The sequence below is a fragment of the Sphingobacterium sp. xlx-96 genome (genome assembly GCF_011007365.1).
Classification (GTDB): domain Bacteria; phylum Bacteroidota; class Bacteroidia; order Sphingobacteriales; family Sphingobacteriaceae; genus Sphingobacterium; species Sphingobacterium luzhongxinii.
Genome location: NZ_WFKM01000001.1, coordinates 636,167 through 650,617 on the forward strand (window position 1 = coordinate 636,167; position 14,451 = coordinate 650,617).

Annotated in this window: 10 protein-coding genes and 2 tRNA genes; 3 read left to right on the top strand and 9 right to left on the bottom strand. The window is 40.4% G+C overall.

The window, feature by feature from the left end:
• Positions 1 to 129: 129 nt before the first annotated feature.
• From G7B20_RS02860 to G7B20_RS02895, 8 genes are all read right to left on the bottom strand, one after another.
• A complete protein-coding gene (locus G7B20_RS02860) occupies positions 130 to 1,392 on the bottom strand; it encodes a hypothetical protein (RefSeq protein WP_164108508.1) in 1,263 nt (420 codons plus the stop codon).
• Between the two features lie 7 nt (positions 1,393 to 1,399).
• Complete coding sequence (locus tag G7B20_RS02865; protein WP_164108509.1) at positions 1,400 to 2,860, bottom strand: SusD/RagB family nutrient-binding outer membrane lipoprotein; 1,461 nt, start codon at positions 2,858 to 2,860, stop codon at positions 1,400 to 1,402.
• A 194-nt stretch (positions 2,861 to 3,054) separates the two neighbouring features.
• Positions 3,055 to 6,420, bottom strand: coding sequence for a SusC/RagA family TonB-linked outer membrane protein (locus G7B20_RS02870; protein ID WP_164108510.1), 3,366 nt, complete (start codon positions 6,418 to 6,420; stop codon positions 3,055 to 3,057).
• A gap of 211 nt (positions 6,421 to 6,631) precedes the next feature.
• Entirely contained in the window at positions 6,632 to 7,534 is a 903-nt protein-coding gene (locus G7B20_RS02875) for a FecR family protein (RefSeq protein WP_164108511.1), read from the bottom strand.
• Positions 7,535 to 7,581: 47 nt separating this feature from the next.
• Entirely contained in the window at positions 7,582 to 8,193 is a 612-nt protein-coding gene (locus tag G7B20_RS02880; protein WP_164108512.1) for an RNA polymerase sigma factor, read from the bottom strand.
• 5 nt (positions 8,194 to 8,198) lie between these two features.
• Positions 8,199 to 9,188, bottom strand: a complete 990-nt coding sequence (locus G7B20_RS02885) for a metallophosphoesterase family protein (protein ID WP_164108513.1) — start codon at positions 9,186 to 9,188, stop codon at positions 8,199 to 8,201.
• 308 nt (positions 9,189 to 9,496) lie between these two features.
• Positions 9,497 to 11,413: a peptide-N-glycosidase F-related protein gene (locus G7B20_RS02890; protein WP_164108514.1), complete on the bottom strand. Its 1,917-nt coding sequence runs from the start codon at positions 11,411 to 11,413 to the stop codon at positions 9,497 to 9,499.
• 88 nt (positions 11,414 to 11,501) lie between these two features.
• Positions 11,502 to 11,575: transfer RNA gene (locus G7B20_RS02895), tRNA-Ile, on the bottom strand.
• Positions 11,576 to 11,660: 85 nt separating this feature from the next.
• Between G7B20_RS02895 and G7B20_RS02900 the strand changes: the two genes are divergently transcribed.
• The 3 genes from G7B20_RS02900 (at position 11,661) to G7B20_RS02910 (ending at position 12,830) form a co-directional block, all read left to right on the top strand.
• Entirely contained in the window at positions 11,661 to 12,293 is a 633-nt protein-coding gene (locus G7B20_RS02900) for an HAD family hydrolase (protein ID WP_164108515.1), read from the top strand.
• Positions 12,294 to 12,374: 81 nt separating this feature from the next.
• Positions 12,375 to 12,566: a 30S ribosomal protein S21 gene (gene rpsU / locus G7B20_RS02905; RefSeq protein WP_021069236.1), complete on the top strand. Its 192-nt coding sequence runs from the start codon at positions 12,375 to 12,377 to the stop codon at positions 12,564 to 12,566.
• Between the two features lie 176 nt (positions 12,567 to 12,742).
• Positions 12,743 to 12,830 (top strand) — tRNA-Ser (locus tag G7B20_RS02910).
• Positions 12,831 to 13,059: 229 nt separating this feature from the next.
• Here G7B20_RS02910 and G7B20_RS02915 read toward each other — a convergent pair.
• Positions 13,060 to 14,121 (bottom strand): fatty acid desaturase family protein, encoded by a 1,062-nt coding sequence (locus tag G7B20_RS02915; protein WP_164108516.1) that lies wholly within the window; start codon positions 14,119 to 14,121, stop codon positions 13,060 to 13,062.
• Positions 14,122 to 14,451: the final 330 nt, after the last annotated feature.

The following is a 14,451-nucleotide window of genomic DNA, read 5'->3' on the forward strand; positions in this document are numbered from 1 at the left end:
GAGTGAAGCTGAGGTTCAATTTGATATTAAGGAGATATTACAAAAAAGAGATTACTTTAAGAGAAAAAGTCCTAAGCGCAGTGCGTCTTAGGACTAAGAGTAATATGTAATATATAGGTGTCTAATGTTTTATTTTTTAGTCTGATAAGGACCAAATGTCTGTTCCAATTTAAGCTTATCAGCTTTAGTGGACAAGGTATGTACGAGATAGCTGCCATCTCCCTTTACCTGGAGCCAGAGGTGTTTGTCGGTAGATTTATAGGCGCGGTCTACAATGTCACCAAGTACGACACGATTGGATGGCAATATATCGGTAGCGAATAGGTCTCTAGGCCCTTGATAAAGATGTGTAGAGAGCATTCGCTGAAGTGTTTCAGGACCGGGCTGATCCGCAGACCAGACCACCTGAAACCATATACGGGGTTTAAGTGTACGGATAAAGGTCTCGTTGAGTACGTCCCTTCCGGCGTGATGATTAGCTATTGCTACATCGACTTCACCGATTGAAGGTGCTATTTTGGATTCCATATCGTAGTAACTTGGAGCACCTATAGACGGTACACCGGGGGTGTCGCCACCATGAAAGAACTTAAATCCATTATATTCGATTAGAATGCCGCAACTCACCCCATTCTCTGAAGGGATATAAGAGCTGTTCTCCGCATAGGCGTTGTGTACCTTTCCTGAGGTCCTCTCCCAATAATAACCGTTTGCTGAGATATTTTGAATCTTAAAGCCGGGGTATTTTTGAGCCGCATGTTGCATGCGGAATTGTTTATCATCACCTACTTTAAACCCCTCAACGACCATTCCCTTCGCTTGGCCGCTCTTTAGATAAGTGAAGTAGTTCATTAGCGTTTGATATTCTTTCTTGTTGTTCTTTTCTAAAAATTGGGCTAAATTAAAAGGTACATTGTAGTGAGGATACCCTCTGTCAATAAGTTTCTTAAATTGGATTTGTTCACCTACACCAGTGATTCCTGACAGCAGATAGTCACCCAGGATCGATTTACGTGCTCCAGGATAGATCATACCGTAGTGGTCGTCGTGAAAATGGGTAATGAAAGCGTAGTCGACCTGTTTTTTATTTGTATTAGGGTTAATCTGTTCAATGTAATCTGCGATCCATTGATCGGCAAATTTTGAAGCATTGGGATAAGCTGCCGAGTTACGCGGAGACCATGTTCTGGCATCTGATAGATCAAGTTCTCCTGGATCAGTAAGCATTGTCGTGCCGTCAGGCATGATTGTAAATATAGCATCCCCATGGCCGGTTTTGAATATGAGAATATCCAGATTACCATCTTGCCATTGCGGAAGATCCGACTGCGCAACAGCAGCTATTTGTCTGGATAGTAGTATGCTAAATAATAGTGTAAGTCGCTTTATCATTTTCTATTTAATTGTAGATCCATAATTTGTGCATGATATTGTCTGTCTTCATACCCTGGCGCGCTAGAGCCTGTTCGAAATTGACCGTATTGGTGTTCTGCTCCGATAGCGGATACATCATGCGGTAGGGCATGCTCGATGTAGCCTGTCCCTCACCAAAGGTTAGCTGTGGATAGCCTGTGCGGTGGTACTCAAATAGGGGTTCAAAATCTCCTTGGTGGTAGAATAGGATATAGCGCTGTGCATAGACTTGTTGTAGTGCTTTTTGAACATCCTGTGCTAAAGGGTTGTTTTGTAAATAGGAGGCGGACTCTGTGGCAATTCCATAATGTTCAAAAGATGCTTTTATGGCGTTTGCGTAGTAGTTTTCCGTACTGCTGAACCATCCTCTTAATCGAGCTTCTTCCAGTAATAACATCAATTCGGTGTAGCTAAAAGCTAGAGATGGCTTACCAACTTCAGATATGGTGTAGTTTTGAACATGAATACGGCTGTAGTTTCCCGTTGATGCGAGTTCTGTAGCTTTTGGCATTGATAAGCTGCCATCGATACCTTGGTAAGCCTCGAAATCTTGGGCCGTCAATCCTTTATCCAATGAATTCTGTGCAGGTTGCGCATAGAAAAATAGGCGTGGATCCTTCAGGGATTTCATTAACTCAGTAAGCTGTTTTCCCATAAATCGCTTGTTTTGCACATTGTAATCATTATACATAGGGTAACGGATAAATTCATAATCGCTGTAGGCCATTTTTACCTCATCTTGAGTACTGCTAAATACGGGGTACTGTCCTGGATTACTGATGATTGTTTTGAAGCGTTCTCTAATGTTCAAATCTGTATCGGACTCTCTGTTAGAGCTTGCTAATAAGACTTTCAAAGCAAGTGAGTTGGCAAGTTTCTGCCATCTCTTTAGATCCCCCTGATAGAGTATATCTCCATTGACACGGCTCTGGGTTTGAGACAAGATGCTATTCGCCGTTTGTAACTCAGTGAGTATGCCCAGGAGCACATTTTTTTGCGTGTCGTAGGCAGGCGAGAATACAGGATTGCCTGTTTGTTCGCCAGCTAGGGCTTGCGAATAGGGGATATCTCCGTACATACGTGTCAGGTAAAGGAAGTTATAGGCGCGAAGGATATGTGCGATGGCTTTATCTGCTTCAGTCGCTGTAGGTGTAGTTAGGATCTTCTGTACATCGCGAAGGATATTAAATTCATCCCAGTTACCATTGCTCCATTCGTAGGTCTGGAATGCCTGTCTATCGGATATGGCTGTATTATGGCGCATCGTCAATCCTGGTTGCCAAGGATATCTGTTCTTAAAGCTTTGGAATATGACATTGGGCAAGATCGCCTGCGGTTCTACTACGGTAGGCCTGTTTGGGTCTAAGTTGTATTTTTCGACATCACAGGATAAAAAGGTACTCCCTACGAACAGGCCAGTAAGTATATATTTAAATGTTGCTTTCATATGTGTATAATTATTTATGCGTGTTTGTTTTCATCGGTATAAATGAGCTCGTTTCACTCGGTTTATTTTTTAACGTCCATATGGAATATCCAAATTACAGTATGCAAGAATTGTTGTAATTAGCGTGCATGCTGCTTCGCGGTCATTTGTGTTTGTGCAGTTACTGCTACATGGATATTTCACGGTTGTTACGATTAGAATTTTAAATTGACATTAAATCCGATGTTACGGGTAGAAGGAAACTGTAATTGATTCCCGACTATTCCGCCATTGCCAATATCAGGATCTGCAAAAGGAAAGTCACTTATCAAAAATAGGTTAGAGCCGATTAGGCTAAAAGAACCTCCTTTGAAGAATCTGCCCAACTTTTGAACTTGTTGCGGTGTCAATGTATATCCTAGTGCCACCTCTCTCAGTTTTAGGAAGGATAGGTCATGGACGTTAGATTCGCCATTTAGTCTATACCAATATTGCTCTACAAAGTCTTTGTAGGTAGTACCATAAGAGTTGGTTACGTATCCTTCAGGAGTAGCATTGACTCCTTCTGCAATATATTTTTCGCCTCTATTATAGGCTTCACGCTCTGATCCGACCGATTCTGGGTGAGCACCAGAGTACCACATCTGACGGTTTAGGTTGGCTTGATCAATCCCTCCAATACGGGCTTCCCATAAGAAGGAGAGATTCCAACTTTTATCAAAGGTGAAATTATTGGTCCATCCTAAGGTCCAGTCGGCCCCAGTGTGTCCTAGATTTTTAAGGGTATTATCTTTTACAGGCAAGCCGTTTGCGCCAATTATAAGTTGTCCATCCGCTGTCTTCTGCATGCTATTGTTGGTGAGGTAAGAGTCCATACGTTCGCCAACTTTTATACCCGATAGATTGTCCATGCCACCGTGTACGGCATCCAGTATGGTCCGATTAGTACTCCAATTGAATATGGTATTCCATTTCAAACGGGAGGATAGGTCTAGGTTCAATCCCGCGGTCAATTCCAGGCCGTGTCTTTTAAAACGGTTGCCATTGATCTTATACTTCGCAAATCCCGAAGCTAGCGAGGCTTCCTGATCGAAAATAGATTCTGAATCGATGTATTGATAAGCGGTAGCGTCAAAAGTCAACTTATTACGGAAGAAGGATCCACTCAATCCGACTTCGACACCATTGGTCATCTGTGGTGTCAGAAGCACATTACCTAAAATATTGGAGTAACTTACCGAATTTAAACCATTGTAGGTTATAGCTGGGTTATAGAATGTCTGGTATTGATAAGGTGCTAAATCAGCACGTACCTGAGCCCAAGAACCTCTAGCTTTCAGGAAATGACTACTCGGCATCTTAAGTAGATTGGAAAGGATGACTGATCCTGATACAGAAGGGTAAGTATAGGTATTGTTATCAATCGGTAAGGCGGAGGATTGATCGATTCGCTCAGATAATGTCAAGAAATAATTGTCATCGTAACTCAAATCCACAGAGACAAATGCGGAATTACGAGCGTATTCTGTAAGGTTGTTTTTTGCCAATACGGGGCCTGCCGAGTTTGCCAGGTTATAGATATTCGGCACCTGTAGTCCTTGGGTTTTTGATTCTTGCCAGTTTGACTCCCTAAAATTGATAGAAGCTCCTATAAACCCGTCTATAGCAAACTTGCCAAATGTCCTGTTATACTTGACGAATAGGTCGGAATTGTATTCATAGAGATTGTCGTTTTTTAATTCGTAATTTCCTTTTATGGCATTAGCACCGATAAAATCAAAAGGATATTTCATGGCCGCAGTCGAACCGATAATTTCTGCACTTTGACGCAGATTGATTTCCCAGTTGTCATTCAGCTTGTACTCGCCACTGACTACACCGAAGAACTTGTTACGGCGCAGCGATTGGGTTTGTTCATAAGCCATGTAGTAAGGATTGTTGATCCACGAGTAGTTGAAGTATTTCTGCTCGTAACCTTCTCGGCCAGGTAGCCAGTAGTCTTTGAAATCACGCATGTCGACATCCTTACCAGCCCATATCAACATGCCATATAGGATATGCGTATTGCCGTATGTTGTTCTAGGGAAGTTGGGCGAATTTTGATTATTGTATTGGAAGGAAGAGTTAACCTTGAACTTATCCGTAATCTGTGATGAAGCATGTAATGACGCGTTGTAGTTTTTGAGTTCCGTACTTGGTACTTCGCCATTGGTGTAATCATACCCTAATCCTAAACGTATATTGCTACGATCAGTAGATTTGGATATGTTCACATTGTTGCTCAGGGTATAGCCGTTTTCCAAGAAATTTTCTAGGTTTTTACGACCTCTGGATACAAATGGGGTCGGGATACGATTACCCTGCGCATCGAGTGGGCTATCCCATTGGGGTGTTTCCCAGTAGCCACTTGCCGTGTTCGGGTCTTTTTGGTCGAGTTTTGGTCCCCATACAAAGTCGTTGTCAAAAGTACCATTGCCCATACCATCGAAATAAGCGTATTTACCCTGCTCACCGTTACCATAGCTATTTTGTGTTTCTGGAAAGACGATCCACCCAGCTCGGAATATAGATTTTTGACTGAATTCTACAGCCGTTTCATTTTCTCCTTTTTTGGTCGTGATCTGGATGACGCCATTTTGCCCCTTAGATCCGTACAACGAAGAACCTGTAGCTCCTTTTAAGACTGTAATATTGGCAATGTCATCTGGATCGATATCATACGTGTTGGAGTTTACCGGAATTCCATCGATTACGATCAATGGTTGACTACCTCTAAGACTGATTTTAGTCTCTTGCATAAGGTTAGGCGAGTTGAATACCGTTAAACCGGCAACTTTACCGCTGAGTTGTGAAGCAAAGTTGTTGCTCGGAATGCTCGTTAGGTCCTTGCTTTTTATTTCCTGTACGGCATAACCCAATTTTTTACTATCTTTTTTGATCCCTAATGCAGTGACCACTACCTCTTCCAGATTTTCGTTATGTGCCTGCATGGTCACATGTAGGTTAGAGTTGCCATTGAGGTAAGGCGTCAAGTTGTGTATGGTGATCGGTTCGTAGCCCATGTATTTAAAACTCAGTTTATCGGTTCCATTAGGTAGATTAAACTTGAAGTAACCATTGGCATCCGTGCTGTAATTTGAGCCATGACCTAAAGCAGTAATCGATACTTGTGCTAGTGGACCGTTTTTGTCTTTAACATAGCCTTGGATTACCACCTGCTGTTTGACGACCTTGGGACTGATGACAATATGTTGCCCCGAAACTTGGAAATCATAATTTGTTGCTTGGATCAAGGATCGCAATACTTCATTCAGCGAACCACTTTTTTGAATGGAGATGTCTTTTCTTGTGTTTATTTGTTCGGCGTTGAAGACAAAGTTATATCCTGTTTGTGCTTCAATTTGCCGTATTGCCTCCTGTAGAGATTTATTGGAAATATTTAATGATATTTTAGTCTGATCGATCGTGTCCACGGCGCTCCGTATCATTGAAGGGGAGCTTGCTTGGATGCAGTATGGTACCGCTTGGAGTACCCAAGTCGCTAATATTGTTCGGTATAAGAAATGCTTATTAACTTTCATTGTAATAGTTGATTCTTTTTGAAGCGATCCGAAGTAGCGGTCCTTTTTAGGGATTGTTTGCTTCGGATAAATTCACTAATTTTGAATTAATACGGTCTTAAGTATTTAATGCTATGGGAGGCGACACCATAGGATTGCAGCTTATGGTATCTTAAAGGCTTGGCACTATGCCAACGCCTTTTTTTGTTTGATAGAGTTTACATTTTACTTATTATTTCGGAGTTATATACACTTTATTGGTTTCGATTCTATAGTTGATTTTGATGGTTTTGCTTACTAGAGCTAGTATCTGATCCAGATCCATATCTTTAAATTCAGCTGTAAGGGCACCATTTTGTCGGATTCCGGGAGTCACATGTACTTCGATACGATACGCTTCTGCCAACTGTATGCCCAGCTGCTCTAGGTTGGATGCTAGGAGTTTTATATGTTTTTTTGGCTTGTTGTTTGTATTAACCTGTCTAATAGCTGAAATTTGCGTTTTGTTCTCTGTATGTACCAATTCCTGACCGGCTACAAGGGTATAGGGCTTATTGCCTGTGGTATTATTTAAGCTTACAGCTACTTTGCCTTCGTCTACATGTACTTTTTGATCTTTGCTACCCCTGATATCGCGTACGGTAAAGACGGTGCCCAATACCTGTACACTTAGATGAGTACCTTTGACGGTGAATGTTTGTTTCATTTTGCGGGTCACCTCAAATCTGGCTTCACCTACTAGCGATACTAGGCGATCAAATTGATCTCCGGTTTGTTGCCAAGACAAAGAGGAGTAAGGTTCCAATGTGACGATACTGCTGTCAGGAAGTGTAATACTACGTGAGATCGCAGAAGTGACTATATGATATTGGTCTATTTTTGGAGTAGACTGATAGCCGATAAAATAGACTAAGGCAGAAAACAGAACGGCTATTGATGCGGCAGCCTGAAATCTTGCTTGTTTCCAGAATGGTAGTGTACGGATCTGTTGCGATTGTGCAATGCGTTCGAGTATGCGACTTCGTCGTAGCTCGTGTGCGCGAACCTGTGCTGCTGTACGTGGTAAGGTAGGTGTGTGCCGCCATACTATTCGTAAAACGGATTTCTTAATATCTTGTCTTTTTTTGTTATTCATCTATAAGGATGACAAAGCCAATGGCCTTTTCATCCTACATAGTTGCGTTAAGCTTGGGTTAAGAAATAATTAAATTGACCAAAGGTCAATAGTGCAGCGATAAGATGCCGTGAAATATGTAAGCGAAGTTGTTGATAGCTGTTGCTGAGATGGTTTTTTACGGTGTGAGCAGAGATGCCCAAACGGTTCGCTATTTCTTCATTGCTTAATTGCTCATACAGTTTGAGTTCTAGTACGAGACGTGTCTTTTCAGGCAAAAGAGGTAAAAAATAGGATATGAGTTCTTCACGCCTATTGGACTCTTCCAAAGGAGCCCCTTCAACAATAAGATCCTGCTCTCCTGAAAAGAGCTGTTCTCTTTTCAGTCGGGCAAGCTGTTGTTTGATAAGGTTGATACTTTTATTTTTTGATAGCCTGTATAACCAGGCGGGTAGGGATTGGATAAGGAAGGAGGTGTCGGCCTCTTGCCACAATTGTACAAAGATATCTTGTGTGATTTCTTCAGCAAGACACTTGTCTTTGAGTAATTTGTGGCAGAAGGAAAATACCTTGTACTCATATCTTTTTAACAGCTCATCAAAAGCTTTTAGGTCTTTCTGAGCTGTTAAATGTAGCAACTGTCGATCATCGCAGGATGTTAGAGAAGTGGACATGTCCATAAAGATTACTTTTTCTTTGGGAATGGATAGTCGGTAGGGTACACAATCATTCCATCTGACTCTCTAATATAAGTGTGGAATCCCTTGACACCTTCTTTAATCTCAATGATACGAGCACCATTTTTATGCCGTAGATAGGTGTTTTCACTCCCAGTGAAACAGCCATAAGCAAGTGCAATACCGTAGTAATCCACCAAGTAATCGTTGACGTGCTCATGTCCTACAAACGTACCGACAACATCCCCTTGGTGAAGCATAGCTTCAAACATACCGGAGTTTATAATAGGGCTTCCTTCTTTTTCATAGCGTACACCGATACGCGAGTGGTTTAGGTTGTTGAATGCTATTTCGTATTCAGGGAATGGGATATGGAAAAAGGCCAAGGCAGGAAGCGTGGTGTTATTTTCTTTCTTTATACGTTCACTTTCGGCGCGATACCAATTTACTTGATTGGCGCCAAACCAGTCGTAGCCTTTGATTTCTTTATATTGGGAATACGCCTTGGAGTCTAAGGCATAAAGGGTAAACTGTGCTTTATTATCTTTTCCGATGATATTCAGACTAGCGTTAAGTACACCGTCCACACCTGGAATACTTGCTGTGTTATTGAGTAAATATGGTTTCCTTGAAATATAGGATGCAACTTCCAGACGTGTCATTTCACTTTCATCGTCGTGGTTACCCAGCGTCACGATGTAGGGGATTTTACGACTGATGACAGTTTGTAATACTTCGTCCCAACCTTGTTTGCTAGGAGACTTGACGACTATATCTCCCGTAAAGACTACGAGATCAGGGTGTTCAGCATCTAACGTAGCTTCGATTGTACGTATGGATTTGATAGAAGGTTCCGCATTGGCTACGTAATGTAAGTCTGTGAACTGGACGATCTTAAATCTGCCGTTAACAAAACGGATGTCCTGCGCCTGTAAGAAGTTTGAAATTACAAGGTAGACAGACAAGAAAGTGGTGGTAAGAAGTGGATGTTTCTTCATTAGGGGATTTAATTAATAGCGATTAAAGAAGTTGCTGCAAAGGTGGAAATCTGATGTTAAGATTAGTTTAATTTGAATTTAAGGAATAGTTAATCTGTTGTTGCAGACAATAGAAATAGAATTAAACATGATGCAGAGAAGGATTTATCGGGGAGATAGGACTTCGATTTATTGCTGATAGATAAAAATTCTATGGAAGATATAGAGCTAATGAAGCAGGAGTCTTCCTGCTTCATCATATTTATGGATTTGACATCTAATATTATTTAAGAAGATAAAGTAATCAAACCACTTTTTAAAATGGATAGCTATCGCTTATTTAATCGTCCTTTGAATCGGCTGATGCCGTTTGTAAAGGCTTCGACTACGATTCTTCCTTTCGGAAGGTGCGTTAAGTCGTAGTTGAAAGTAGCATTTTTGACCGCTTTATAGTCGTGTTTTTGCCATAGTACACCATCGACTGTGACTTGTACGGTCAGATCGCTCAGGTTGTTCGATACTACCGTAAGCTGTGTTTGGTCAGTTACCGACCTTGGATATAAGGAGAATGCATGCCTTGCGGTTGTGGTATCCATAGCAAATCCATCCGTGGCTTTAAAACTGAACATCTCACCACTACCGCAATCGCTCTCAAACGCATGGATCAGGTTGCCCTCCATATCAAACAATCGAAGATGACCGTCTCCTTTTTGAGGTTGGGCCCAAAATTGCAAACCGTTACCAGCAGTATCGATTAGCGTAAGCGAATGGTTCCCCCTTGATAGACGTATGGTGTCTGTATACAGTGTTTCTGCAGCTAACTGCGTTGCCATTTTTTGATAAATAGTGTCTTTTTGAGCGTTGATAAGATATATACTGTTATCTTCTGGATTCTTATTCGTGAGCAATTGAAGCACAAATGTAGAAGGGAGTCTTGGTGGTGCCGTAAAAGTGGTTTGTTCATAATTATCGCCTGTCCAAGCATCTTTCTTACCGTTTGGTTTGTTAAGTGTTACATGGAATACGTTTTGGCCATCATTTTCCTGGATTACACCTGGTAACTGGACATCGGCTACCTGATTGAATGGCAGGTTACCTTTCCAATGGAATATTTTGTCTGGAAAACCTTTCGTACCATAGACGATAGTCAAGGAATGCACCGGATCAGCCCCTAGGTTTCTGAAAGAGATTCTTGGACCTGAACTCGCTGGATTCAATCTCGAAAAGCGTTGCTCATCGCTGGGCACCATAATAGCTTCAACGGCAACATCTGTTTTTTGTTTAGGCGCTGAGTAATGGAATAAAAAGGAAGAGATGTTTTCTGTAGCTTGAATATTTCCTGTTGCCACATAAGGCTCCATCATTAGGGAAATTTGATGCTTGCCCGGTTTGGTGAAGATATCGATAATGTCCGGTTTTTGAAGGTCCCCCGGACACCAGTATGCTCGGTCATAGATCCAGGTACCCCCTTGTGGGTAGAGCGGGTTATCACCACACCTTTTCCACATATCTCTTTTATCTACCACTGTGCCATCCAAGGAGATTTCACGCCATCTGCTACAAAATTCGCTGCATCCCCGAGGTCTATCCATGCCGTGCCCAGTGTGTTGTATACGGATACGGCTTAGTACAGCACCCTTTTTCGATTCATAATTTATAGGTAAGAGGTGTTCTTCAATTCTTTCATTAGGATCACCATATTTATAAGCTTTATTCCATAAAGGCTCTATACCGAATGGTTCTACTATTGGCGGGCCATACAAAATGTCAAAGTCAATATTAAGCGCCCAGCCTACCGTTTTATCTTCATAGCCGGTATGTATATATACTATTTCGACACTATCTCGTAATAAGGGAGCAAAATCCGTAACATCTACCTGCCACTTCCAACTCCATCCTTTGTTAAATATACTACCATAAGGTGTTAACATTCTGCCAAGTTCGTAGTTGAGTTCTGGTCCATTAGTACCACCTTTACGACGCAGGATAATGTGGTCTAGGTAATCCCAGTGTGCCGTATTTATGCTGTCGGGACTCCCCAGAGTTACGTGCATTGTCATCTTACGAATGGAAGCATTTTTATCCGGAAAGATTCCCCAAGACGGATAGGGATTTGCTGCAGTGACAGGATCGCATATGATTGTAGTTCGATCATGGGTAGTAACCCGGTTTATCTCTGAATTTTGGGCATGAGCGCCATAAAGCAGCATCAGGAAGGATATAGATAGTATATGTCCTAATTTCATTGATTTAGAATTGTTTTTTCAAATCTACATAAATTTGACTTGTCCCGAAATAAAACAAAAAATCCCCATATTTCTATGAGGATTTCTGTGCGCCCACCTGGGCTCGAACCAGGGACCAAAAGATTATGAGTCTTCTACTCTAACCGACTGAGCTATAGGCGCGGTTTTTTTGTTTATCAAAAGTGCAACGTTGTTCCCTTTTGACGATGCAATTATCGATATTTGTAACGAGAAAACAAAATTTTCTATGCAAAAAATTGAAAATATTATTTTGGATTACGGTAACGTAATTTTCATGATTGACTTCGTGAAGTCACAAGAGGCTTTTACTCAATTAGGTATAGCGAATGCAGGCGAAGTATTCGCTCATCATGGACAGATCGCATTATTCGACGAATTTGACAAGGGAAATGTCAGCTCGTCTGAATTTAGAGATGGCATTCGAAAATTAACGAATAATTTTAAGTTGACCGACGGCGATATTGACGAAGCTTGGAATGCATTATTGATTGGAGTTCCCGATGGTAAGCATGAGCTATTACTGGCGTTGAAAGAAAATTATAGAACTTTTTTACTGAGTAATAATAATGCGATTCATTACGCATATTGTATGGAACATATTCAAGACAAGTATGGGGTTGCAGATAATTCGGCATTCTTTGAAAAGACTTACTATTCCCATTTAGTAGGTATGCGTAAACCAGATGCGGAAATATTCAGATTAGTACTGAACGAGATGGGCCTCGTACCAGATCGTACGTTATTTATTGATGATAGTCCACAACATCTCGAAGCGGCCGCTACATTGGGTATTCACACCGCTTTATGTTCTGTAGCGAATCCTTTAGATAAAATTGTAGAAGACTGGAAATTGCTTTAAAAACATTTCATATGTTAAGATAAAAAGCATATCTTTGCATCCACAAAGAATTTTGCAAACGGAAGGAGGTATACAGGAACTATGATTATTATTAATGTTAAAGAGGGAGAATCTTTAGATAGAGCATTGAAACGCTTCAAGAAGAAATTTGAGAAGACGGGTGTAGTACGTGAGCTTCGTGCTCGTCAGGCATTCGAAAAGAAATCTGTATCACGTCGCATCCAAGTTAAAAAGGCGATCTACAAACAAGGATTACAGCAGGAACAAGCGTAATTATTGTTTACAGTATAAAAGAGACCAACTGAATAAGTTGGTCTTTTTTATTTTGTATTGTTTTGCAATAAAAAAGGTTATTTTTTTATTGCAGAGCTAGTTAGAGAAAAAGATTTAAAATAAGTTGATTTTTCTTTTTAAAACTGACTTTAAATTGTATCTTCGTGCTCCGCTAAGGAGAGGTGTCAGAGTGGTTGAATGAGCAGACCTGGAAAGTCTGTATACGGGATGACTGTATCGAGGGTTCGAATCCCTCTCTCTCCGCTGAGACTAAAGAAAAGTCCAACGAAAGTTGGACTTTTCTTGTTTGCAGCTCCTCTATATTCTAGAGCACCAAATTTTCTTACTTCAAGAACGCAGGGATGAGAACCCATAGGGGGGGCAATCCAAAGAAGTTTTAGGCTAGTGTTTGAGGTTCGTGGGATATATTCGAACCAAGAGGGCATCAAAAAAGCCTTCATTTTGTAATGAAGGCTTTTTGAGGGGACTATTTCTATCTAGACATCGATTGAATAACTCCAACATGCGACTTGAACGCAGTCCAAAATGAATTGAATTCATGGTATTGGATATTATATTCTCGACAGGTCTGTTGTACGATGCGATTAATGGCAGGGTAATGTACATGGCTGATTTTTGGGAACAGATGATGTTCTACCTGATAATTTAGCCCGCCGAGGATCCAGGTTAAAACCTTACTTTTAGTAGCAAAATTTGCCGTAGATTGGATCTGATGTATCATCCACTCTTCTTCAACTTTAGATTCATGAATAGTTTTAAACTCTGTATGAGCCACCACATGTGCCAACTGAAATACTGTTGCTAGGCTTACTCCGCATACCGCACCCGCCACCAATAAGCCGATGAGGGTAGGTAGCCATCCTACTAATACAATAGGAACGACAATGAACAATCCCAAATGAAGAAATTTGCTCGCCCAAAAAATAAGCTTCTCCTTGAGTGGAAAGTGGAATTTTTCTGAAGTAATACCCATTTTTTGTCTAAAGTACTTTTCGTAGTCCTGGTAAAATACCCAAGCCAAGTAAGATACTCCGTATAACAACGGGAAATAGAAGCGCTGGTAACGATGATGCTTTTTTAATTCTTGATCATGGTGTATACGCATGAATTTGATTTCAATATCATGATCTTCACCGTCTATATTTGTATATGTATGGTGCGCAATATTATGTTTTAGCTTCCAGAAATAGATATTAGCCCCCAAAAGGTTGAGGGTATAAGAGAGCGTAGTATTCAGATTTTTATTAGAAGAGAAAGAATTGTGCCCAGCATCGTGCATGATGTTAAAGCCAATTGCCGCTAGGTTGAAGCCAAAAAGAATGCACAGCAAAATACTGATAGACCAATGTGGCTGTACAAATACCAAAATACTATATAACGTAACAAAAGTAATTAAGAGAATTGCGGCTTTGATAAAAATCCTTCTATTCCCGGTTTTTTTCTGTAAAGTGTCTTTGAAATAATGGTTTATTTTTTGTTTGAGAGATTTTGAAAACAATGTATTTACATTGCTGAATTTGATGGATTGATTCATTAAATATTAAATGGGGTGTTCATATTGATTGCTAAATTACAGTTTCAAATTAAATTAGCTTTTCTGTAAAAATACATTAAATAAATGGTAATGCGTGAGTTTCTAAGTTAAATGAATGTTAAAAAATTAATTAAATCAAGGTATATATTTTTTTGAGATTTAAATATTTTAGCCTTCCTTTTAGGTTTAGTCTCCTTGTGTTTTCATCTTACATTCTATCTCCTAAATCAAAATGTAGTTCTATTTTGGGATTTATAGTGCTTTTTGATTAAGTTTATACAAGGAGATTTTAAAGTTACCAACCATCTAATCTATAAATAATTTATTAAT